The following is a 22,671-nucleotide window of genomic DNA, read 5'->3' as shown; positions in this document are numbered from 1 at the left end:
AATCGGAGCCGGATGTCAAGCGTTCTCGACCGTTTCGGGACGAAGGTCCAGGTCAGGAGGGTGATCAACCCGCTTCGAGGGCGAGGATCCGCCCCGACTCGTGATCGGTGACGAGCACCCGGTCGCCGTCGACCAGCAGGTGCTGGGGCCGCTCGATCGTGTCGACGACCACGGCGGGGTCGTGCGGTTCGTCGCCGGGTTCGACCGGAACGGCGACGATCTCGCCCCGCACCCACAACGCGACCAGGGCCGTTTCGTCGTCCCACGGTGCGACGACCACGCCGGTCGGCGTCGCCTGGGCCTCGAACAGAGCCAGTGACGGCGGGCCGGTCACGCACTCGGCGGCCGTGCCGCCGGTCTCGGCCACGGGGACCCGGTCGCCGATGCAGCGCGGGTAGCCGAAGTCGTCGCCCCGCTCGACGATCGTCAACTCGTCGGGCGGACGCACGTCGTCGAGCCGACCGTCGGAGACCTCGGTGACGAGCCAGCGTACGTCGCCGAGCGGCGCATGGGCGTAGGCGTGCTTGAAGCCGACGGCGAACTCCTCGGGGTCGGCGTCGGGGCCGGCGAGGAAGAACAACCGGCCCGAGCCGTCGGCCAGGTCGCCGCCGTCACGGCGGCCCGAGGTGTCGAACAGGATGCCGCCGCCGTCGACCGCGCTGATCGTCCCCTCCGATCGGCCGTTGAAGGCCAGGTCGTCGAGCACGATGCGCCGGTCGGACGGGTCGTCGAGGGAGGCGACGCTCAGCGTGCGTCGCTCCATGATCCACAGCAGATCACCGTCGACGGCCACACCGGTCGGGGTCAGGAGCCCGTCGACGAGCACCGACGGCTCGGCATCGATCGACTCGAGGTGCAGCACCCGTCCCGTGCCGTCGCCCTCTCCCCCGTTCAGTTCTGCCAGCACGTAGCCGCCACGCCCGTCGTGGCCGATCTGGGTCGGCCCGTCGAACCCCTCGGCGACGACGGTCACCGAGAGTGCCGTCGGGTCACCGCCGGCAGCATCGTCACCGCAGCCCACGAGGATGACGGCCAGGGCGACGACGACGAGACGCATGGCGCCAGTCTCGCGACGATCGGGCCGAAAGCGCGGGCGAGCCCCGGGTTCGCACCCGGGGCTCGCTCCAGAAGATGCGTCGTACGACGCGTCAGCTCACTTGAGCTCGACGGTGGCGCCGGCCTCTTCGAGCTTGGCCTTGGCGGCCTCGGCGTCGTCCTTCGACGCCTTCTCGAGGATCGGCTTCGGAGCGCCGTCGACGAGGTCCTTGGCCTCCTTGAGGCCGAGGCTCGTGAGCTCACGCACGGCCTTGATCACCTGGATCTTCTGGCCGCCGGCCTCGGCGAGGATGACGTCGAACTCGTCCTGCTCGGCGGCGCCGGCATCGTCACCACCGGCAGCCGGAGCACCGGCAGCGGCGACGGCAACCGGGGCGGCTGCGGTGACTTCGAACTTCTCTTCGAACGCGTCGAGGAGCTCCTTGAGCTCGATGACGGTCATGTTGCTGATGGCGTCGAGGATCTCTTCCTTGGTGGCCATGATGGTTCTCCTTGTGGAATGGGGTGGCGCCGTCGTGGCGCCTCGAATGAATGAATCGCTTGGATGAAGGATGGGATGGGAAGCGGGCCGCTCAGGCGGCCTGCTTCTCGATGAGGGCGTTGAGGCCGTAGGCGAAGTTGCGCGGGAGCGCCTGGAGCAGACCGGCGGTCTTGACCAGCGGCGCCTGTAGCGCACCGGCGAACTTGGCCAGCAGCTCTTCGCGCGACGGCAGATCGGCGAGCGCCATGACGTCCTTGTCGGACAACGCGGCTTCTCCGAGCACGCCGCCCTTGACGACCAGGCTCGGCATCGCCTTCGACGACTCGCGGAGTGCCTTGGCGGCACCGGCGACGTCGCCCTTGACGAACGTGAGCGCGGTCGGACCGACGAGCAGGTCGTCGAGCCCGTCGAGTCCGGCCTCACGGACGGCCAGCTTGGCGAGCGTGTTCTTGTACACGGCCATCTGGGCGTCGGCGGGACGGAGCGCGTTGCGGACGTCGGCGATCTGGGCGACGGACAGGCCACGGTATTCGGTCACGAACACGGCCTGGCAGCCTTCCAGCTTCTCCCCGATCTCCTTCACCACCGCGACCTTGTCGGCACGGGGTTCACGGGTTGCAGTATCACTCATGTGTGTGTGCACCTCCTTTCGCTTCTACTCATGGCTCGCGAGTGCGAACGCCATGAGGAGCGAAACGTCGAAACGTGTCGTGTCTCGTGGAGCGTGCACCTCGGCTGGCGGGGAACCCATTCTCATCTCGGGAGATGACCAGCGGTCTTCGGCGAGCTGACCGGATATGTCAGCCCGCCACGATATCGGCGCCGACCGGCGATGCAACGGCCGGGCGCCGAGCGGCGGGTGTACCGGTGGGGCCCGGCGTGCCGGGACCGGGCCCCACCCGTCACCGTCGGTTCACGGCACGTAGCCGTTCACGTCGACGACCAGATGAACACCCGCATGGGAGTAGAAACACACCTTCCCACCAGCACCCACCTTCGCCAACACCGCATTCGGCACCACCTGACCCGCCACATAGTTCAGATTCGACGCCGTCGGCATCGACGAACCACACGGGAACACCGTCACATGACCCGCACCATCGGGCAGCACCGCCGTCACGTTCAACATCACCGCCGCCGCATCACCAGGCACACCACCACGACCCGTCACCGTCACCTCGGTCACCGACTTCGCAGCCACCGCACCACCAGCAGCGAACTTCCCATCCACCGTCGTCGACCCCACCGAAGCAGGCCGCGTCTCCAACAACCGAGCCGGCGACACCGACGCCACCGAACTCCCCGCCGGCACGTAGCCGTTCACGTCGACGACCAGATGAACACCCGCATGGGAGTAGAAACACACCTTCCCACCAGCACCCACCTTCGCCAACACCGCATTCGGCACCACCTGACCCGCCACATAGTTCAGATTCGACGCCGTCGGCATCGACGAACCACACGGGAACACCGTCACATGACCCGCACCATCGGGCAGCACCGCCGTCACGTTCAACATCACCGCCGCCGCATCACCAGGCACACCACCACGACCCGTCACCGTCACCTCGGTCACCGACTTCGCAGCCACCGCACCACCAGCAGCGAACTTCCCATCCACCGTCGTCGACCCCACCGAAGCAGGCCGCGTCTCCAACAACCGAGCCGGCGACACCGACGCCACCGAACTCCCCGCCGGCACGTAGCCGTTCACGTCGACGACCAGATGAACACCCGCATGGGAGTAGAAACACACCTTCCCACCAGCACCCACCTTCGCCAACACCGCATTCGGCACCACCTGACCCGCCACATAGTTCAGATTCGACGCCGTCGGCATCGACGAACCACACGGGAACACCGTCACATGACCCGCACCATCGGGCAGCACCGCCGTCACGTTCAACATCACCGCCGCCGCATCACCAGGCACACCACCACGACCCGTCACCGTCACCTCGGTCACCGACTTCGCAGCCACCGCACCACCAGCAGCGAACTTCCCATCCACCGTCGTCGACCCCACCGAAGCAGGCCGCGTCTCCAACAACCGAGCCGGCGACACCGACACGATCGCGTCGGAACCCGGACCCGGCCCAGGACCACCGGTGCTGGGCACACCCGCCGGGATGGCGATCATCTCGGCGACGTAGTGCGGATGCTGCAACGGCGCGGCGAACGTGAGCGGTGAGACGCTCGCGATCGTCGCGAACTCCTCGCCGGGGCCACCCGGGTCGACGACGACTCGATCTCCCGGTCGGAACCAGTGGGACCCGGTCGCGTTCATCTCGGCGAGCGAGAGCACGTCGACGTTGGTCGCCCCGGCCTCGGTGGGGCTGCCGAGGTAGGTGAACGGGACGAACTCGAGCGTGCCGTCGTCACCGAGCGCGTCGCCGACCGAGACCTCGACCCATCGTCCGCCGGAGCGCCCGACGACGTCGGGCTCGACGTACCCGGCTCCGACGACTTCGGCGAGTTCGGCGTCGATGTCGTCGCCGACGTCAGCAGCTGCGACGCGTTCGGTCAGCGCACCGGCCGACGTCGCCGTGTCCGGTGCAGATCCAGGGCTACCGGGCTGCCGGTACTGCTCGAGGGTGCCGTCGTCCGACGACCGGAACAATTGGCCGTCTTCGAAGAAGTCGCTCTTGACGGCATTCGACGTGAGTCCGTTCACCAGCTTCGCGATCGTCTCGGGCGATGCGATCGCCGCATCGGGTGAGACCTCCTTGCTCGGGAACAGCGCGAGCAGGTCGTCGAGCGAGAAGCCCTTCGACGGGCGCGGCGGCGACAGCGTCTCCGACAGCGCTCCCTCGAGCATCGTCTGCTTCGCTGCGACCTGTCCGACGTTCTCCAGCCGTGACAACGCGGCGTTGAAGTAGGTCGTGACCAGTCGCCCTGTCGGCGTGGTCGCGAGCAGCGTTTCTCCACCCGGCCCGTTCAGGCCCGCGGCCAAGTGGCTCTCCCGAGATGCGTGGTCGAACGTGAACGACTCGCCGTGCTGCATGCCGAGGAGCGAGCGGAGCTTCTCGTAGATCCGCTCCCGCTTGACGAGGTCGGTGATGATCGTGCCGTCGGCATTGAAGATCGCGAGGAAGTCGATGTCGCCCGTGATGTCGAGGATGCCGTACGGTCCGTTCATCTGGAGCCGGAAGCCCCGCCGAGCGAACGGGCGACTGGGATCACCGGCTCGCCCGGGCACGTCGATTCGGCTGATGTGGGCCGAACGACGTTGGTCGACGTCGTTCATCGCCGGATGCATGCCCTGCTTCTCCTGATAGAAGCCCACGTCGATGCCGGTCTCCTGGTACGCCTTGAACTTCTTGAGGTTCTTCGGCCATTCGTCGAGGCGGGTTTCGAGACGAGACCGGACGGCGGCCCGCATGTCGCGCGAGTAGGCCGACCCACCGGTCAGGTCGGGGAACGTGTCGAGGTATGCCTCGATGGCCGACGCTCGTTCGGCCGACTTCGCCGGGTGCCACGGAACCGGGGGCTCGAGGAGGTACACCTTGCCGTTCCATCCGCTCGGATAGCCGAGGTACTTCACGTCGAGGTCACTGACACCCTTCAGCGGCACGCTGCCCGGCTTGGCATACGCCAATCGTTTGGCGATCAGCTCGGCAGCGATCGGGGCACGCGAGCGAAACGCCGCGATGATGCCTTCGTCCTTGGCGATCTGGAGGAGCTTGTCGAGTTCCTGCTTGGCGATGCCGTACGAGTCACGCCAGACGATCGGGGCGTCGGTCACGTCGAGCCCGGACGGCAGGACGCGCTCCTCCGGAACGGCGCGTGCGCCCTTGGTCGTGATGACGTCCTCGACGTCCACCAGCGACTTCTGCAGCTGATGGTCGAGGGCATTACGGGCGGTCACCTCGAGCGACTGCTCGGCACCGGCGGCGACCAGCATCGACTTCTTCAGCGTCCGGGCTGCGACGAGCGCCTCCAGCGCCATGTCGCCGTTCTCGCCGACCGTCTCCGCCATCTCACCGAGGATCTGCTCGGTCGTACCGGTGGTCCACAGCACCTCCTGGCGCTGGAAGAAGCGGTCCATCGCAGGCGCGACGGACTCGGCCGTGATCGTGAAGCCCTCCAAGGCGACATAGCCCGTGTCTCGCAGGGCCGCGAGGTCGATGGCGATCTCCTGCGCCAAGCGGTTCCATGCGGCGTCGTCGCCGGCGAGTGCGCGAAGGGTCTGCTGAGCCCCCCACATGCCGGCGACGAGCGTGCCCCACGTCGCCTGGTTGATGTAGTAGATGCCCTGGGCGATCATCACGCCCATCTGGCAGAAGCCGGTGACCATCGACACCAGACCTGCCGCGAGCTTGCAGCCGATGAAGGCGAACATGATCACGTCATCGCTGCAGGCCCAGTTCGACACGGCCTCCGGCTCGGGTTGCTTGGCGGGCAGGCCGGCGAACAGCGAGGCCGAGTAGCCGTCCTCCTCGAGCACGTGGACGGTGGCGGGATCGACCTCGACCCACCGGTTCGAGTCGTTGCGCGTCGAGACGACGACGTCGTATTCCACGCGCGCCACCGAGTAGCGCTCGATCGCCGTCGTCTGGAGGATGGCGTCGAGGTCGATCGACTCGCCGGGAGCGAGTTGGTACATGATCGCTCCGGACGGGGTCGCGCCGCCCGGCGTCGTGAAGTAGCCACCTCCGGCATTGGCGTCCACCTTCGGGAAGACGGCGAACGACACATCGATCGGGTCCGGGGTCGTGTCCGACACGTTGCGGAAGTTGCCGTTGACGCGAACGACCTTGCCGGCCTCGTACGCCTGCGGCTCCAAATCGAACCGGGCTTCGAGGACGACGGAGGTGAACACCTTGACCTCGTCGTCGCCCGATCCGGTCACGAGCGCGTCGTTCAGCGAGCCGGTGGCGAACGCTTCGACGGTCGCGTCGACCTCGTCGTCGGCCCGGTACGTCCACTCACGGGTGGCGGTGGCCGCGGCGGCGAGGCTGGTCGGCCAGGCCTCGGGAGGCGGGTCCTGGGCGAACAGACGCACCTCGGGGTGCTCGGGGTCGTTCGATTCGAGGTCGAGCGGGTCGACGATCAGATCGGTCACCGGGTGGTCCGTGCTGACGTTCTCGATCTCGACGGTGACGGTGAGGTCGTTGTCCTCGGGCGTGATCTCACCGTCGTCGTTGTTGTCCTGGTCGAGCTGGAACGAGGGAGGGTCGAGCGTGACGGTGATCGCGAGACCGGACACGGACCCCTCGAACTCGCCCGTCTCCTCCACCGGACCCTCGGCGTTCGTGCCCGCCCAAGTACTGCGCACGGTGAAACGGCCACCCTCGATCGCACGAACCGGGATGTCGTAGGTGGTGATCATGCCTGGCGTGTAGGTGGTCGGAGCGACGACGAGTGGGTCGTCGACGAGTTCGAGTTGCGAGGGGAGGTCGAGGACGTCACCGACCGGCGCCACACCGGCGACATCGCCGACGCCGTCGGTCGCTTCGACGCGGAGCTGGACGGTGAACTCATCCCCTTTCGAGAACCGGTTGCCGCTGCCCTCACCGGTGAAGATCGCGTCGGGATTGATGAGCGACACGGCCAGTGTCGTGGCTTCGACCGAGACGTCGCGCGAGGTCGAGTCGGTTCGGCCGTCGGCGCCGCGCATCGTGAGTGTCACCGTGTAGTCGCCGGGCTGGGCGTACTCGTGGGAAGGGCTGACGGCCTCCGATGTCAAACCATCGCCGAAGTCCCACTCGTAACCGACCGTCGTGTCGGCGAACTCGACCGAGTTGTTCGTGAAGCTGTAGATGCCGTGTTCGACGTGGGTGACGTCGAACTCGGCGTGGGCGGCCATCGTTCCACTGACCGGCAGCCAGCCGTACTCGGTCCTGGTCTCGAGGGTGGCCCACGACTCGTCGCAGCCGTACCCGCCACCCGGCTCGATGCACTCTCGCACGGAGGTCCTGACCAGGAAGAAGGTGGGACCGTACAGGTTGTCGATCGTGACGGTGTCGGGCACCTCGTACGTGCACATCGAGAGGACGGCCGCCCTCACCACCCAGAACGTCTCCTGCGTGCCTCCGCCCGCGGCGTACGTGCTGCCGAGGCTGCCGCTGCAGCTCCCCTGGCGCTGCGCCGTCCATCCGGACACCGATCCGCTCGAACTGAGCGACGGACACGACCGAACCGCCGTGGGGTCACCGTTCTCGAGGTACACGCACCGCGAAATGCTCGGTGCGCTGAGGCTGTAGTAGCACCCCGTCGAGACGTAGGTGAAGCACGGCGCCAGGCCGTTGGGAGCACTCCGGACGACGAAGGTGCTGCCCGACGCGAAGTCGCCACTGATCATCGCACCGAACGCGTCGGGCGCGCAGCCGAGACCCTCGCTCCCCCCGTCCTCGACGACACATTGCGGCAACGGAGTGTTGGGAGCCGGCTCGGCAACCGATCGAGGCGCCGCCTCGACCGGCGACGCGGTGGAAAAGGTGAACCACATGGCCACGCCGAGGACCATGAGGACGGTGGCGAGCAGCAGGGAGACGCGACTGGTCACAGGGGTTGTCCGCATGCGGCCACCCTGCACGAGGGTGGTAACAGCGGGGTAACAGCACGTGCCAGACGGTGCGCCCGGAACGCGAACGAGCCCGGGCGCTCGGCCCGGGCTCGTTCGATTCGATCAGGTGATCGGGGCGATCAGTCGATCACTCCTCGACCTTGAGGCGGCCGGTGTCGACGCGGACGCCGGGGCCCATCGTGGTCGACAGCGAGATCTTCTTGATGTAGCGGCCCTTCGCCGACGCGGGCTTGGCGCGCTGGATCTCGTCGAGCACGGCACGGAAGTTGGCCTCGAGGGCGGCTTCGTCGAAGCTGGCCTTGCCGAGACGGACGTGCACGTTGCCGTAGCGGTCGGTGCGGTACTCGACCTTGCCGCCCTTGAACTCCTCGACCGCCTTGGCGACGTCGGTGGTGACGGTGCCGGTCTTGGGGTTCGGCATCAGGCCACGCGGGCCGAGCGTGCGACCGAGACGGCCGACGAGCGGCATCATGTCGGGGCTCGCGATGGCGAGATCGAAGTCCATTTGGCCGGCCTCGACCTCGGCAGCGAGGTCGTCGGCGCCGACCTTGTCGGCACCGGCCTCACGGGCGGCGTCGGCGGCCTCACCGGCGGCGAACACGGCGACCCGGAGGGTCTTGCCGGTGCCGGACGGCAGGGCGACGGTGCCGCGCACCATCTGGTCGGCCTTGCGGGGGTCGACGCCGAGTCGGAACACGACGTCGATGTTCTCGTCGAACTTGGCCTTGGCCGAGTTCTTCGCGAGCTTCAGCGCCTCGGTGGGGCCGTAGAAGGCGTCACGGTCGTAGGCCTTCAGGGAATCGGTGTACTTCTTGCCGGACATTGGTTGTCTCCCTCAGTGGGTTCAGGACTCCCCCGGCGAGGTACTCCGGGGCCGAGTCGGGTGTGTGGTGTGGGGGCCGTCAGCTGACGGCGATCCCCATGCTGCGGGCGGTGCCGCGGATCTGCTGCTTGGCGGCCTCGATGTCGTTCGCATTGAGGTCGGGCATCTTGACGTTGGCGATCTCTTCGACCTGGGCCTCGGTGATCGTGCCGGCGGTCTCGGAGCCGGGGTTGTTCGCAGCCTTGTCGAGGCCGGCAGCCTTGCGGATGAGCACCGCGGCCGGGGGCGTCTTCAGGATGAAGTCGAACGTGCGGTCTTCGTAGATCGTGATCTCGGTCGGGACGACCTGACCGGCCTGGGCCTCGGTCTTGGCGTTGTACGCCTTGACGAAGTCCATGATCGCGATGCCGTGCGGACCGAGCGCGGTACCGACCGGCGGCGCCGGGCTGGCCTTGCCGGCCTCGATCTGGATCTTGACGACCGCAGCAACCTTCTTCTTTGCCATCTTCGTGTCTCTCTATCTCAGGCGTTCGTGAGGGGTTTCGTGGGGATCACAGCTTGCTGACCTGGCTGAAGTCCATCTCCACCAGGGTCTCGCGGCCGAAGATGTTCACGAGCACCTTCAGCTTCATGTGATCGGCGTTGATCTCGGCGATCGTGCCGAGGAAGTCGGCGAACGGGCCTTCCTTGACACGCACGCTCTCGCCCTCTTCGTAATCGAGCTTGGGCTTGGGACGTGCGGCCTCGGCTTCGGCACCGGGGGCCTTGGTCGACAGGAACGTGCGAACCTCGCGACGACGCAGGGGCGTCGGCTTCTGGCCACGGTCGCTCTGACCGACGAACCCGGTCACACCCGGCGTGTTGCGGATGCAGTACCACGACTCGTCGTCCATCTTGCAACGAACGAGGAGGTAGCCGGGGAAGACCTTGCGCTGGACGGTCTGCTTCTTGCCGTTCTTGAACTCGACGACTTCCTCCATGGGGATCACGACCTCGTAGATCGTGTCCTCCATGTTCATCGACTGGATACGAGCGTTCAGGTTCGCCGTGACCTTCTTCTCGTACCCCGACTGGGTGTGGACGACGTACCACGAACCCGGGCGGGTCCAGGGGTCGTCCTCGTCGACGGCCGGTTCGGCGCTCTCGGCGAGGGCCTCTTCCTCGGTGACGACCTCGTCGTCGCTGCCCGACTCGTCGGCGGACGCGGTGTCGGCCTCGGCGTCGTCGGCAGTGGCGTCGGCATCGTCGTCGGCGTCGCCGGTCGGCAGCAGTGCCTCGGCTTCGTCGGTGTCGATCTGCTCGATCGCCTCGGGCTGATCGTCGTCGGCGATGACGGCGTCGCCCTTCGGCAACAAGTCGGCGGGCTGCGCCTCGACGGAGTCGTCGGCGGCCGCGTCGGTCGTCTCGTCGACCGTCTCGGTGTCGTGCTCGCTCATAGGTAGAACCAATCTGTGACGTACTGGAGCCCGAAGTCGAGGCCGCCGACGAAGGCGGTGAACACGAGCACGGTGGCCGTCACGATGATCGAGTACCGCACCACTTCGGGGCGGGTGGGCCACGCCACCTTGCGCATCTCTTCGCGAACTTCGCGGAGATACTGGACAGGACCGACCCGCTGCGTGGGCGCGGACTGACGCGGCGCCTTGGTGGGTGCACCCTGCTCGTCGAGGGCTCCCTGGCGCTTCAGCATGCGCTTCTGTTGGCGGTTCAGGTCGTCTAGTGACATGTGTCTTCTCTGGCGTGTGTCGTCTGGGCAGGGCAGGAGGGACTCGAACCCCCGACCGTCGGTTTTGGAGACCGATGCTCTACCAACTGAGCTACTGCCCTCGGTTTTCGGGAGGTGCCAGCGTACCAGCCTCTCCCCCGGGGGCGTCCCGGACGTCTGATCGTGTGATCAGCGCGTTTCTTTGTGCAGCGTGTGCTTGCGCTCGTTGCTGCAGTACTTGTTCATCTCGAGGCGCTCGCGGTCGTTGACCTTCGACTTCATCGTGATGTAGTTGCGCCGCTTGCATTCGGTGCACTCGAGGGTGATTCGCACCCGCTTGTCACTCTTTGCCATGTTTCTCTCGCTTCGTTCACCGGGCCGGCTCGTTCACCGCACCCGCTGGTTGTTCGTCGTTCGTGCGTTCCCTGCTCGAAACGGCAGTGCGCCCGGGCCGGAGAGCCGGCCCGGGCGACACCACCTCGTTCGAACGTCGGTTGAACGCGTCGACTGGTTGTCAGTCGGTCACTTGAGGATCTTCGTGACGCGGCCCGCACCCACGGTGCGGCCACCCTCACGAATCGCGAAACGCAAACCCTCATCCATCGCGATCGGCTTACCCAGCTCGACCGTCATCTCAACATTGTCACCAGGCATCACCATCTCGGTACCCGACGGCAACTCGATCGTCCCGGTCACATCCGTGGTCCGGAAAAAGAACTGCGGACGATAGTTGTTGAAGAACGGCTTGTGACGACCGCCCTCCTCCTTCGTCAACACATACACCTGACCCTCGAAATTCGTATGCGGCGTGATCGAACCCGGCGCACACAACACCTGACCACGCTCCACATCTTCCTTGTTCGTGCCACGAAGAAGCGCACCGATGTTGTCACCGGCCTGACCCTCATCGAGCAACTTGCGGAACATCTCCACACCCGTACACGTCGTCTTCTGCGTATCACGCAACCCGACGATCTCGATCTCGTCACCGGTGTGAATCACACCCTGCTCGACCTTGCCCGTCACCACCGTGCCACGACCCGTGATCGTGAACACATCCTCGATCGGCATCAAGAACGGCTTGTCCAGATCACGCTCCGGCTCCGGAATATACGTATCAGCAGCAGCCATGAGCTCCATGACCTTCTCCTGCCACTCCGCCTCACCCTCGAGCGCCTTCAACGCCGACACCGGCACGATCGGAGCATCATCACCGGGGAACTCGTACTCGTTCAACAACTCACGAATCTCCAACTCGACCAGCTCGAGCAGTTCCTCATCATCGACCATGTCCGCCTTGTTCAACGCGACCACGATGTACGGAACACCGACCTGACGAGCCAACAACACATGCTCACGCGTCTGCGGCATCGGACCATCAGTCGCCGCGACCACCAAGATCGCACCATCGACCTGCGCCGCACCCGTGATCATGTTCTTGATGTAGTCAGCATGACCCGGCATATCGACATGCGCATAGTGACGATTCTCGGTCTCGTACTCGATATGAGCAATCGAAATCGTGATACCACGCGCCTTCTCCTCCGGCGCCTTGTCAATCGTGTCGAACGCCGCAAAATCAGCCAAACCACGATCCGACAACGTCTTCGAAATCGCCGCCGTCAACGTCGTCTTCCCATGGTCGATGTGACCCATCGTGCCAATGTTCACGTGCGGCTTGTTGCGCTCGAACTTCGCCTTGCTCATGCTGGTTTTCCCTCTGTCTCTGATGTGTGTGGGATCGTGTGTGGCGGGACGGATGTCCAACCTCTGGTAGCGCCGATCGGGATCGAACCGATGACCTTCCGATTATGAGCCGGATGCTCTGACCGACTGAGCTACGGCGCCAGGCCTTGGCCCCCGCCCGGGCGAACCCGAACGGTTGGTCGAGCCCTCTGTGGGAATCGAACCCACGACACCAGCCTTACCATGGCTGTGCTCTGCCGACTGAGCTAAGAGGGCCTACGCATCGTCGGGCGGCGAACCGCTCGACGAAGCTATGTTCCGGTGCGCGGCAGCGCCACGGACCGGCGTGCAAGTGTAGCGGCCGCGTCGGCGATCACACCGCGCGATCGACGGGTTTTCTCGGCGTCCACCGGCGCTGAACCCCCAGGTCACCGGGCCGATCGGGGCGACGTCGCTACGCTGACGGCCGTGCCCACCCCCGACCGACCCATCGTCGTGCGTGCCGCGACCCTCGCCGACGCCGGGGCGATCGTCGAGATCTACAACGCGGAAGTGACGGGGTCGACCGCCACGTTCGACCTGGTCGAGCGAACCCTCGACGATCAGCGCCGGTGGCTCGCAGAACGGTCGGGTGCGTTCGCCGCCGTCGTGGCGGTCGACACCGCCACGAAACAGGTCGTCGGCTTCGCCTCGTTGTCGCCGTACAAGGAACGCGCGGCATACCGCACCACCGTCGAGAACTCGGTCTACGTGCACCGCGACCAGCATCGACGCGGCATCGCGCGGCTCCTCATGGAGTACCTGATCGAGCGGGCCCGCGAATCGGGGTTCCACTCGATCATCGCCCGCATCGAGGCCTCGGGCGAGGCGTCGCGAGCGCTCCACGAGTCGGTCGGGTTCGAACTGGTCGGTGTCGAGCGTGAGGTCGGCCGCAAGTTCAACCGCTGGCTGAGCGTCGCCGTCATGCAGCTCATGCTCTGACCACCGGAGCGGTCAGAAGCCCACGTCGATCGGGTCGCAGTCGGCGATCACGTAGTCGTCGATCTCGGTGACGCCGCCGTCGACGACGGTGCCGAACGCAAAGGCGTACCCGAAGTTGGCGTCGGCGACCGTGTCGTCGAAGTAGTACGGCCACGTGGCGATGTCGAAGACGACATCGAGCGTGCCGGGCGGCAACGCCACGACGGCGTCGATCTGCGAGTCGTCCCAGTACCAGTCACCGGCCGGGATCACCGGCATCGACAGCACCTCGGTCGCCGTGACGCCGGGCGAACCGACCTCGCCGTCGTAGGCGAAGACGGTGAGATCGAAGATGAACGGCTCGTAGCCGTAGGCGCATTCGTCGGTCCGGTCCTCGTCCTCGTCGTAGATCTCGACGAAGGCCGAGTACTCCAGCCGGTTCGCACTGTGGTCGATGTCGACCGACACCGACCACGGATCGGCCAGGCCACGAACGTCGAAGTTGCGGATGTACGGCACGTCGGGCGCGTCGGGGAAGATCACGGCGACCTGGATGAAGTCGGCGGTCGTGCCGACGTCGAACAGTTCGGAGAACGAGCCGTCGCCGGCGTCGGTCGAGACCGTGATCGATTCCGAGTCCTCCTCGCCGGCGTAGAACGGCCCGTCGCCGTCGTCCTCGGCGGTGATCGCCGTGACCGTGACCGAAGGCTGGGTGCCGACGATCGGGGCGCCGTCCTGGGTCAAGGTGCCGCTGACGGTCACCGAGCCGATCCCCGACGAGGAGAAGTCGACCGTGCGAGCGACGTGACCGGGCGACGGAAAGCCCGTCACCTCGACCGGCGCCACTCCCCCGAGCGACGTCGTGAGCACCAACCGGTCGGTCCCGGCCGGCAGGAACACCGTGGTGGAGTAGTCGCCGGACCCGTCGGTCGTGAGGTTCGCCATGCCGTCGCGGACGTCGGGGTCGAGCTCGACGGCGCCGTCGTACGCAGCGATCGCGAGCGCGAACGAGCCGTTGGTGAACGGGACACCGCTCTCGTCGACCGAGCCGCTCAGGTCGATCGACGTCGTGGCGGCGTCGAAGGTGAACGCGTGCGACGTGCCGGGGGTGAGCGGCGAGAACGACGACACGAAGCGTTCGTACGTCTCGAAGAACGTGCCGTACTCCAGCTGCACCGTGGCCTGCACGGATGCCGAGGGGATCTGGACCGTCGTGCTGTACGCACCGGTGACGTCGTCGGGGTCGATCGTCGCGTAGACGGTGCCGAGCTGCTGGCCGGGGAACCCGTCGTACGTGTAGATCCGGAGCGTCTCGGTGCCGCTCGGTGGGGTCCCGAGGTAACCGAGCACGCCTGACAGCTCGAGCGTCGTCGTCAGGTAGTCGACGTCGAACTCGAGCAGGTCGACGCCTGGAGCGATCGGATCGAGGACGACACTCGGATGATCCTCGGCGGTCACACCGATCTGCACGTCGACCCCGACCGCATTCGCGAGGCGGGCACCGTACAGATCGATCGAGTAGTCACCCTGGGCGTCCGGCGTCACCGTGTAGGTCTGGGTCTGCGGATACACACCGGAGCCCGGGAAGTACTGGCGCCACGTCACCGACAGCGTCACCTCGTCGGTGATCGGGTTGCCGTCCCGTTCGAACGTTCCGCTCATCCGGACGATGTTCGGGACGTAGTCCTCCGAGAAATCGATCTCGTTGTAGCCCGGAACCGCAAGATCGGTGGTCTGGTAGACGGCGTTGTTCCCCGACGTCCACGTCCCGCCGTTGCGCGGCAGCGGATAGTTGATCCCGACCTCGACTCGGGTGGTGTCGGCGGGGAGCACGACGACGTCGCCGACGTAGCCGCCGGACCCGTCGAGCGGCCCGGTCGCCGCGACCCTCGTCGTCGCAATGTTCGAGGAGCCCTCCGTATAGGTCCGGATCTGGAACGACTGTTGGGCCGACTGGGGAGCGCCGTCCTGGAGCAATGTGCCGCTGAGTCGGATCGCCCGGAGGTCGAACGTCGGATCGAACGCGATCGCGTTCAGGCCGCCGTCGAGCGGTCCGAACGTCTGGAGGACGATCGCGTCCGATCCACCACCGATGGGAAACACGCTGGCTCGCAGGTCGACCTCGGCAGCCTCCGCGGGGGTCTCGTACCGGTAGCTGTACGCGCCGTTCTCGTCGGGCTCGACGAGGAACTGCGGCGAGTCGATGTGCAGACCGTCGGTATCTCGGGTGAAGATGCGGAGATAGAAGGGCTGGTCGTACGCCGCCTCACCGAGTTCGATCGTGCCGCTGATATCGAGCAGCTGCACATCGGCGATGGCGTCGAACGTCACCAGGTTGGGCCCGGGCGTCAGCGCCGGGATCTCCTGCGTCGGCCAGTCGTCGGGGTCGAAGCCGATTCGTGCGGTGACGGTCGCCGACTCGACCCAGTGCGGGAGGAGTCCGGCGTCGAGCGCGTAGTCACCGTTGGCATCCGGATCGACGTCGAACGAGCGCTGTTCGTCGGGCTCGCCGCCCCGCAGCACCAGATCGAACTGCACGTCGCCGCTCGGCGGGGCATCGCCGAGCAGGGCGACGCCGGCGAGCTCGAGCTGCGGCCGCGCCGACACGAGGTCGAGGGAAGCGGTCTGGGATCCGTCGGAGAGCGCAACGGTCGCCTGGGCGACCGGGTCGCCCGAGTCGGGTGAGGTGATCGTCACGTCGGTCGTGGTCGTGCCGCGGGCGAAGATCCGCTCGACCGAGAAAGTGCCGTCGGGTCCGGGCGTGACCGTGGTCGCGAACGACGTCGCCCCGAGGGCACCGTCACCGACGGCGAACTCGAGCTCGAGGTCGTCGACGATCGGCTCGCCGTTGCGCGTGGCCGTTCCGGACAGCGTCAGCACGGGCGGGTCGTAGACGTCGACGAAGGTCACCTCGTTCGTACCCGGCCGAAGACCGGTGAAGGTCGTCGTCGGCGGCGGCTCCCCGGGGAGCCCGACGACGCGGGAGACCTCGATCGACCGGACCACGTTCAAGGTCTCGATGTCGACGACGGCGATGCCCTCACTGGAGGGAACGATGTCGATCGTCTCGTCGCCGATGACGATGTTCGAGCCATCGCGAGTGATGTATCGCAGTGATGTCGGCTCGGTCACGGGGCCGTCGGCGTCGGCGAGCACCGCCGTGAGCTCGATCTCGACCGACAGCGGAACGTCGCCGGTCAGTTCGGCGGGGTTGGTGCCCGGCGACAGCGGGTCGATCGTCAGTGTCGGGTAGTCGACGGGGTCAGGACCCACCTCGGCGACGATCGTCGCCGAGGAAGCGACTTCGGGGACCAACACGTCGACGGCGAACGTGCCGTCGGTGTAGCTCGCTGTCACCCGGCGCCGGTCGACGCGCTCGTCGGTACCACCATCGGGCAGGGGGATCTGCGACGTCACCACGAGATCGAGCGGTCCGGCGACGAAGCCCGAACCCGATGTGATCGAGCCCGTGATCGCGATCGACCTGGTCACCGCATGGTCGTCCATCTCGAGGTCGTTGCGTCCGGTGACGAGATCGTCGAACTGCTGCCAAGGACGCTGGTACGGGAACCATCCCACGGCCGCCCAGGCCTGCACCGATGCGACGTTCGGCGGGAACACGGTGGTTCCCTCGTAGTCGCCGTCGGTCGGCGTGACGACCGGGGTGCGGTAGGCGACGACGTCGCCGCCCGCATCGAGCCCGCGTAGGTACAACGACACCGGCGACGCGGCCGGGATGCCGTCGAGAGAAAGCGCTCCGGAGAGCGCGATACCGGTGGCGACGACCGCAGGGTCGAGGTCGCGGTCGTTCACGCCGGAGCCGAGACCGCTGAAGGTCGTGGCCACCCAGTCGTCGGCCGAGTAGCCGATCCGAGCGACGACGTCGACGTCGGTCGTGCCGAGCGGCAGGTCGACGTCGAGGCCGTAGGAGCCGTCGGCGGCCGGCGAGGCGTACGACGTCGTCGAGAAGCCGTCGGCCTCGACGACGACCGCGAAACCACTGGTCCACGGGACGCCGCCGCCGGTCGCGACACCGGACAGCCGGAGCGTCGGCGTTCCGAGATCGACGACGAACGCGACAGGATTGGCGCCGTCGACGAGGGACTCCACGGTCGTCTCGGGATGGTCCGACGCTGCGACCCCGATCAGCGCTCGCACCGTTGCAGCGGTGGCGGAACTCGGCAGGTCGACGTCGAACGAGTACGACCCGTCGACCGGGTCGGGATACGTGGTCCGGCGGTCGGTGAACTCTCCCGCACCGGTCGATGCAACGATCTCGAAGACGGTCGGGCGGACCACTGCCCCGTTGCGGTGCACGGTGCCCGACACGACGAGCACCGGAGCGTCGACGATCGCATCGAACGTCGTGGAGGCCGAGCCCGTCGCTGGTGGCGTCCAGGTGGCCGTAACCGGCGGGTCGACGGAGGATCCGAACACCCCGGAGAACTCGACCTCGGCCGCTGCGACCGGGAGGACGATGTCGACCGAGTACGCACCGGCGCCGTCGGCGGTCACCGGGTAACCAAGCGTTCGCGTCGATCCGTCCGATCGGGTGCTGCGCACGTCGATCCGGGCAGCGGGGTCGGGCTGACCGTTGTACAGCATCGTGCCGGAGAGTTCGACGGTCACCGGCTCGTACGCCGCGTCGAACCGTCGGCTGTTGGTGCCGGGAACGAGACCGTCGAACGACGCCGAGGGGAACGGGTCGCCCGGCATCCCGTACTTCCAGACGACCTCGACGTCGGTGACGTCGAGCGGGAGCGCGACCGCCGTGTCGTAGGCGCCGGTGCCGTCGGGAGTGACGTTCAGTCGGCGCGTCAGGACGGCCGTCCCGGCGTCGTCTCGGGCGACGACGTCGACACCGGTCGACTGGGTGACCGGTTCGCCGAGCGCTGTCAGGTCACCGGCGAGCAACAGCGTCTTGGTCGTACCGACCGGCACGACGATGTCGCCGGTGTCGACCGCCCGATAGCCGTTGAACGGCGCCGGCTCGTCGAGCGCGACGGCGACCGTGGCGGCCGGCGCGGCTGCGCCTCGAGGTGTGACGACAGCCGTCAGATCGACCGGCAACGTCAGTTCGCCGGCAGCGATCTCGGCCGAGTCGAGCCCGAGCCGACACCGGAATCCGCCGTCGGAGGCCGTGGTGACGACGCACGGGGCGAGTCCGGGGGCATCGATCTGCACCTCTGCCCTCGTGACGGGCAGCTGCGGCACATCGGTGACGACGCGACCGTTGACCTCGAACGTGCAGCCGAGCAGGGCCGGATCGTTGCCGATCGCGAGTTCGATGGCGAACACGTCGACGGCGTACGCCCCGGCTCCGGTGTCACCGGTGCAGAAGGCGTCGACCGCCGCGAGCATCTCGCGTGCTTGCACGCGATACGGCTCGAGCAACTCCGAACCGGGGCGCGGCGGGCTGATGTCGTCGAACGCGTCGGACGGGATCGAGAACGGGGACTCATCGGGTTCGGTGATCCGCCACGACTCGGCGATGGCGATGACGAGATCGCCGTCGGCGCGGGCGTCCGCAACGGCGTACGACGTCCACGACTCGACCGGGAGGTCGGGATCGCGTTCGATGATGTCGTTGGCCGGATCGCCGTCGGCGATACCGATGAGTCCGCCGAACGTGCCGTCGTCGTACACGGTGATCTCGACGTCGATGTGAGCCCCCGGTTGGATCTGGACGGTCATCAGCGGATGGTCGACCACGTAGTCGGTGCCGCTGCGGCGGAGCGTCGCCGTGTCGGACAACTCGACCGACTCACCGGAGGCGATCACGGTGGGCACCCCGTCGATCCGGAGTTCGTCCGCCTCGCGTCCGTACACCTCGACGACGTGGTCGTCGACGGCGACGGCAACGGCCGTGATCGACGTCGGGAGCAGCGCCGACGCCGCGGATGTGAACTCGTGGCGGGCGTAGACGCGGGGCGCGGCGGGGTCATCGTCGAGCGGGCCGGCGTACAAGTACTCGCCGAGGGTCTGGCTGTCGTAGGTGAGTCCGTCGAACGTGATCATGTGCGGGTCGCCCCAACCGCCGCCGGTGCTCGTGCCGGAACCACCGGATCCGCCGGATCCGCCCGGACCGCCGGTTCCACCCGTGCCGCCGGTGCCACCGGGACCTCCCGGCGGACCGGGCGGGGGCGGCGGGCACGGCTGCCCGGGCTCCGGCGGGAAGCCCGGACGCTCTTCCCAGATCACCGTGACCGTGTCGAATCCTCGGTGACTCGTCGTTGCCGAGACCGGGAACCGGAGTTCGGGTAGGTCGGCCTGCCCCGGGACGCCGGCGGCACACCCGGGCGGTGGGATCGGATCGGGGACGCGGTTGTCGGGCGGCGTCGTCGCCGACAGGACCGAGTCCTCGTCGGACGTGCTCGACTGCCCGCGCAAAAAGCCACTCGACGGATCGAGTTCGGAACTCGTCCACTCGTCGTCGAGGTAGCCGTCGGTGGCGAAGTTCACCGGCGAACCGCCGATCACCTCGTCTTCGACGATTCGGAAGAAGTCGCAGGTGACCGAGATCGGCAGCGTGTCGACGAGCGGTTCCTCGATGGCGTCGTCGTCCGTGGTCGCCGTCAGGGTGTACAACTGCGAGGAGGACCCGGAGTCGAGAATCGTCGCGCAGTCGACCGAGACGGTGATCGGCGTCGGCGTGTCCTGATCGTCGAACGTCCCCGTCGTCGGGTTGACGGTCAACCAGTCGGGGATCGGATCGGTGTCATCGATCTTCCAGAGCGTGTCGGCGAGGGCACCGGGAACGAGGTCGACGCTGGACGATGTAGCTCCCTCCGGCGTCGGGATCTGGAGTTGGTCCGCCTCGAACTCGAGCGAGGAGCCGCAGCGGAGCGCAAACTCCTCGAGGTATCCGAAGATGCCGAGCGGGCCCATCTTCTGCTCGGCGAGCACCATGGCGTCGCGAGCGCTGTCGCCCAGTTCCTCACAGAGGTCTTCGGTGATCGTCAGCGTGCCCGTCAGTTCCTCCACGTCCGGGTCGAATCCGGAAGGTGAGGTCGTGAACGACATCCCGCCCCGTTTGATCCACTCGCCGTCCGAGTCCTTGATGAAGAGAGCGCCATCGACGATCTCGGTCGGCAACAGAGGTCCTGGCAACAGGAACGCCCCGATCGCCGGCGCCTGGGCGAGGAATCCACCGACCTCGAGCTCGTCGTCGGGTTCGACCTGGACGACGAGGGCGCCCCCGGACTGAATCTCACCGTTGAGTGAGATCGTCGGCGATCCCGTCTTGTTGTACGTCGAGTAGAGCTGAGCGATCGGTTGTGTGTACACGAGGGCCGGGAACGACACCGTCACGGGGATACCGAGTGCCTCGAGCGCATTGTTGACGGACGTGAACAGGATCGATGCACCGACGTTGAGATGCACACCGACCTCGGAGGCGCCGGCCTTCGCCACGCGCACCTGATCCTCGTTCTCCCACTTTGCGCGCAGCTCGGTCGCCGCGCTCAGCCCGATCAGCTTGAGTCGGCCGAGGTCATCGACGTCGAACTGTCGACCGAGCCAGGTGAGCACGCTGCCACCGACGTCAATGCCGATCTCGCCGTTCAGGCTCGGCGTGATAGACACCTGGATCGTCGACGGTCCGGTTTCCCATTGGGCTGCGAGCTTGGGCGTGCAGGTCGGCTCCGGATGCTCGACGGTCTCGCGCGGGTCGAACCCGTCGCCCGGCACATAGGTGAAGCCGTAGGAGTACTCGAAGCTGACGCCGCATGTCACGGAGGCTTCGAGGCTGGGACCTCCAGACACCGAAGCGTTGAGTCCGAGCTTGACGGTCGGCTCCATCGTGGCAACGAAGACCGCTGCCAACGCCGGAATCACCGGGAACCTGGCGCTGGGCAGCGTCGTCACCGTGCAGGTGAAGTCGAAGGAGATGCTCCCCTGTGCCTTGACGCCCATGCCGAGGGTGAGCGACCCACCGATGCCGTACTGCATCTCGAATCGGTACAGCTCGTTGCCGGACACCGTGGCCCTCATGCCGCCGACCGGGGCGATGCCGTTGGTGATCGTGGGCGGAGTCAGCGATGTGATGCCGGCACCGAGACCCGCCACGCACCGAGGTTCGTCGTTCCCGTCGGCCTCCGGGAGCGCTTCGATCACTCGCAGTGCGCTCGCCGAGGGTGCGGCAGGCGGGCAGTCCGGCCCCGTGCAGACGAGTTCGCCACCACCGATCTCGCCGAGCAGTCCGGCTTCGAACATCTCTGCGGCATCGACGGCCCCGTCGAGTTCGGTGTACACGTCGGTGAGCTCGGCCAGCTCGACGGTAATGAGCGAGCGCCCGCCGCGTTCCAGCGTCGGCGCACCGGGACGTTCGATGACCCTTCCGAACATCGTGGACCCGTCGGAGGCCACGAAGACCGTGCCCGTGACAGGCGCCGCGCCCTCCAGGACGACGGGCGCGTATCCACCGGCCACGGCCCACGAGATGACATCGCCGGAACCGTCGAAGCTCGTTCGCGCCCCGATCTCAGCGGTCGTGAAGGGAGCGAAGCCATCCGTACCCGGGAGATCGTTCGGCGTGACGAAGTCGTCCGCAGGAATCAGCTCGACGCCCGAACGCAGGCGAGCCGACGTCGCCCAGAGCAAGAGCGGTTCGTCGACACCGGGAATGGCAACCGCAAACGGGGTCGCTCCGATCCCGCCCTCGGTGATTTCGATGTCGGCCCCTGCTCGCTCGACGTCGAACGGGTTCGCTCCGACCGGGGTGACCGTCGTACCGCTCGGGACCAACCTCCCGGACGGCTGCCCGTCAGCGCCGATGTGGACCATTCGGGCCGTGTCGGATTGACCGGGAGCGGTGAGGAACACGCTGTCGGGCATGATGTGCCACCCGGGCTCGAGTTCCTCGGTCGGGTATGGGTCCGGGTCGGGGTCGGGATCGTCGGGCACGGTGACGTAGCCGGTGATGTCGGCGATCAGGTGGGTGTCGGCATGGGTCCGCACACACACCGTCCCATCCGCAGACACCTTCGCCACGACCTCGTTCGCGACCACCGAACCCGCCACATAGTTCAACGACGACGCATTCGGCACCCCACCACACGGAAACACCGTCACATGACCCGCCCCCAACGGCGCTACCGCCGTCACATTCAACACCACCGCCGACACACCATCAGCCGGCACACCACCACGACCCAACACATCGAACTCCACACGACCACCAGCCTGAACACGACCACCACCCACGAACTCCCCATCCACCGTCGCAAACCCCGAACCCGACCGCGTCTCCAACAACCGGCCCGGCACCAACGACACCACCGACGCACCCTCCACCACGAACCCCGTCACATCCGCCACCACATGCGCCTCGGCATGACTGTGGATGCAGACGGTCCCGTCGGGTGACACCTTCGCCACGACCTCGTTCGCAACCACCGAACCCGCCACATAGTTCAACGACGACGCATTCG

12 protein-coding genes and 3 tRNA genes are annotated in these 22,671 nt (G+C 66.9%); 1 reads left to right on the top strand and 14 read right to left on the bottom strand.

Going from position 1 to position 22,671, the window contains the following annotated elements:
- Positions 1-64 precede the first annotated feature (64 nt).
- The 13 genes from BDK89_RS04295 to BDK89_RS04235 form a co-directional block, all read right to left on the bottom strand.
- The gene (locus tag BDK89_RS04295; RefSeq protein WP_133867769.1) at positions 65-1,057 is read right to left on the bottom strand and encodes a PQQ-dependent sugar dehydrogenase family protein; all 993 of its coding nucleotides are present in this window, start codon (positions 1,055-1,057) and stop codon (positions 65-67) included.
- A gap of 96 nt (positions 1,058-1,153) precedes the next feature.
- Entirely contained in the window at positions 1,154-1,537 is a 384-nt protein-coding gene (gene rplL, locus BDK89_RS04290; protein WP_133867768.1) for a 50S ribosomal protein L7/L12, read from the bottom strand.
- 91 nt (positions 1,538-1,628) lie between these two features.
- Entirely contained in the window at positions 1,629-2,168 is a 540-nt protein-coding gene (gene rplJ, locus BDK89_RS04285; protein ID WP_133867767.1) for a 50S ribosomal protein L10, read from the bottom strand.
- Between the two features lie 282 nt (positions 2,169-2,450).
- Positions 2,451-8,060: a PKD domain-containing protein gene (locus tag BDK89_RS22045; protein ID WP_208293961.1), complete on the bottom strand. Its 5,610-nt coding sequence runs from the start codon at positions 8,058-8,060 to the stop codon at positions 2,451-2,453.
- A gap of 133 nt (positions 8,061-8,193) precedes the next feature.
- Positions 8,194-8,889, bottom strand: a complete 696-nt coding sequence (rplA, locus tag BDK89_RS04275) for a 50S ribosomal protein L1 (RefSeq protein ID WP_133867766.1) — start codon at positions 8,887-8,889, stop codon at positions 8,194-8,196.
- A 79-nt stretch (positions 8,890-8,968) separates the two neighbouring features.
- Positions 8,969-9,394, bottom strand: a complete 426-nt coding sequence (rplK, locus tag BDK89_RS04270; protein ID WP_133867765.1) for a 50S ribosomal protein L11 — start codon at positions 9,392-9,394, stop codon at positions 8,969-8,971.
- A 46-nt stretch (positions 9,395-9,440) separates the two neighbouring features.
- Positions 9,441-10,325, bottom strand: a complete 885-nt coding sequence (gene nusG, locus BDK89_RS04265; RefSeq protein WP_208293960.1) for a transcription termination/antitermination protein NusG — start codon at positions 10,323-10,325, stop codon at positions 9,441-9,443.
- A complete protein-coding gene (secE, locus tag BDK89_RS04260) occupies positions 10,322-10,615 on the bottom strand; it encodes a preprotein translocase subunit SecE (RefSeq protein WP_133867764.1) in 294 nt (97 codons plus the stop codon). The genes nusG and secE overlap by 4 nt, the downstream gene beginning before the upstream one ends.
- A gap of 28 nt (positions 10,616-10,643) precedes the next feature.
- Positions 10,644-10,716, bottom strand: a tRNA-Trp gene (locus BDK89_RS04255).
- A 67-nt stretch (positions 10,717-10,783) separates the two neighbouring features.
- Positions 10,784-10,948: a 50S ribosomal protein L33 gene (gene rpmG / locus BDK89_RS04250; RefSeq protein WP_133867763.1), complete on the bottom strand. Its 165-nt coding sequence runs from the start codon at positions 10,946-10,948 to the stop codon at positions 10,784-10,786.
- Positions 10,949-11,116: 168 nt separating this feature from the next.
- Positions 11,117-12,301 carry an elongation factor Tu gene (gene tuf / locus BDK89_RS04245; RefSeq protein WP_133867762.1) on the bottom strand — a complete coding sequence of 395 codons (1,185 nt, stop codon included), beginning with the start codon at positions 12,299-12,301 and terminating at the stop codon, positions 11,117-11,119.
- Between the two features lie 64 nt (positions 12,302-12,365).
- Positions 12,366-12,442 (bottom strand) — tRNA-Met (locus tag BDK89_RS04240).
- A gap of 41 nt (positions 12,443-12,483) precedes the next feature.
- A tRNA-Thr gene (locus BDK89_RS04235) sits at positions 12,484-12,556 on the bottom strand.
- A gap of 192 nt (positions 12,557-12,748) precedes the next feature.
- On the opposite strand from BDK89_RS04235, the gene BDK89_RS04230 reads away from it, so the two are divergent.
- Positions 12,749-13,261 (top strand): GNAT family N-acetyltransferase, encoded by a 513-nt coding sequence (locus BDK89_RS04230; RefSeq protein ID WP_208293959.1) that lies wholly within the window; start codon positions 12,749-12,751, stop codon positions 13,259-13,261.
- Between the two features lie 12 nt (positions 13,262-13,273).
- Here BDK89_RS04230 and BDK89_RS04225 read toward each other — a convergent pair whose 3' ends face one another.
- Complete coding sequence (locus BDK89_RS04225) at positions 13,274-22,288, bottom strand: VWD domain-containing protein (RefSeq protein WP_208293958.1); 9,015 nt, start codon at positions 22,286-22,288, stop codon at positions 13,274-13,276.
- Between the last annotated feature and the right edge of the window lie 383 nt (positions 22,289-22,671).

The sequence above is a fragment of the Ilumatobacter fluminis genome (assembly GCF_004364865.1).
In the GTDB taxonomy this organism is placed as follows: Bacteria; Actinomycetota; Acidimicrobiia; order Acidimicrobiales; family Ilumatobacteraceae; genus Ilumatobacter; species Ilumatobacter fluminis.
This window is presented reverse-complemented; position numbering and strand designations above follow the sequence as displayed.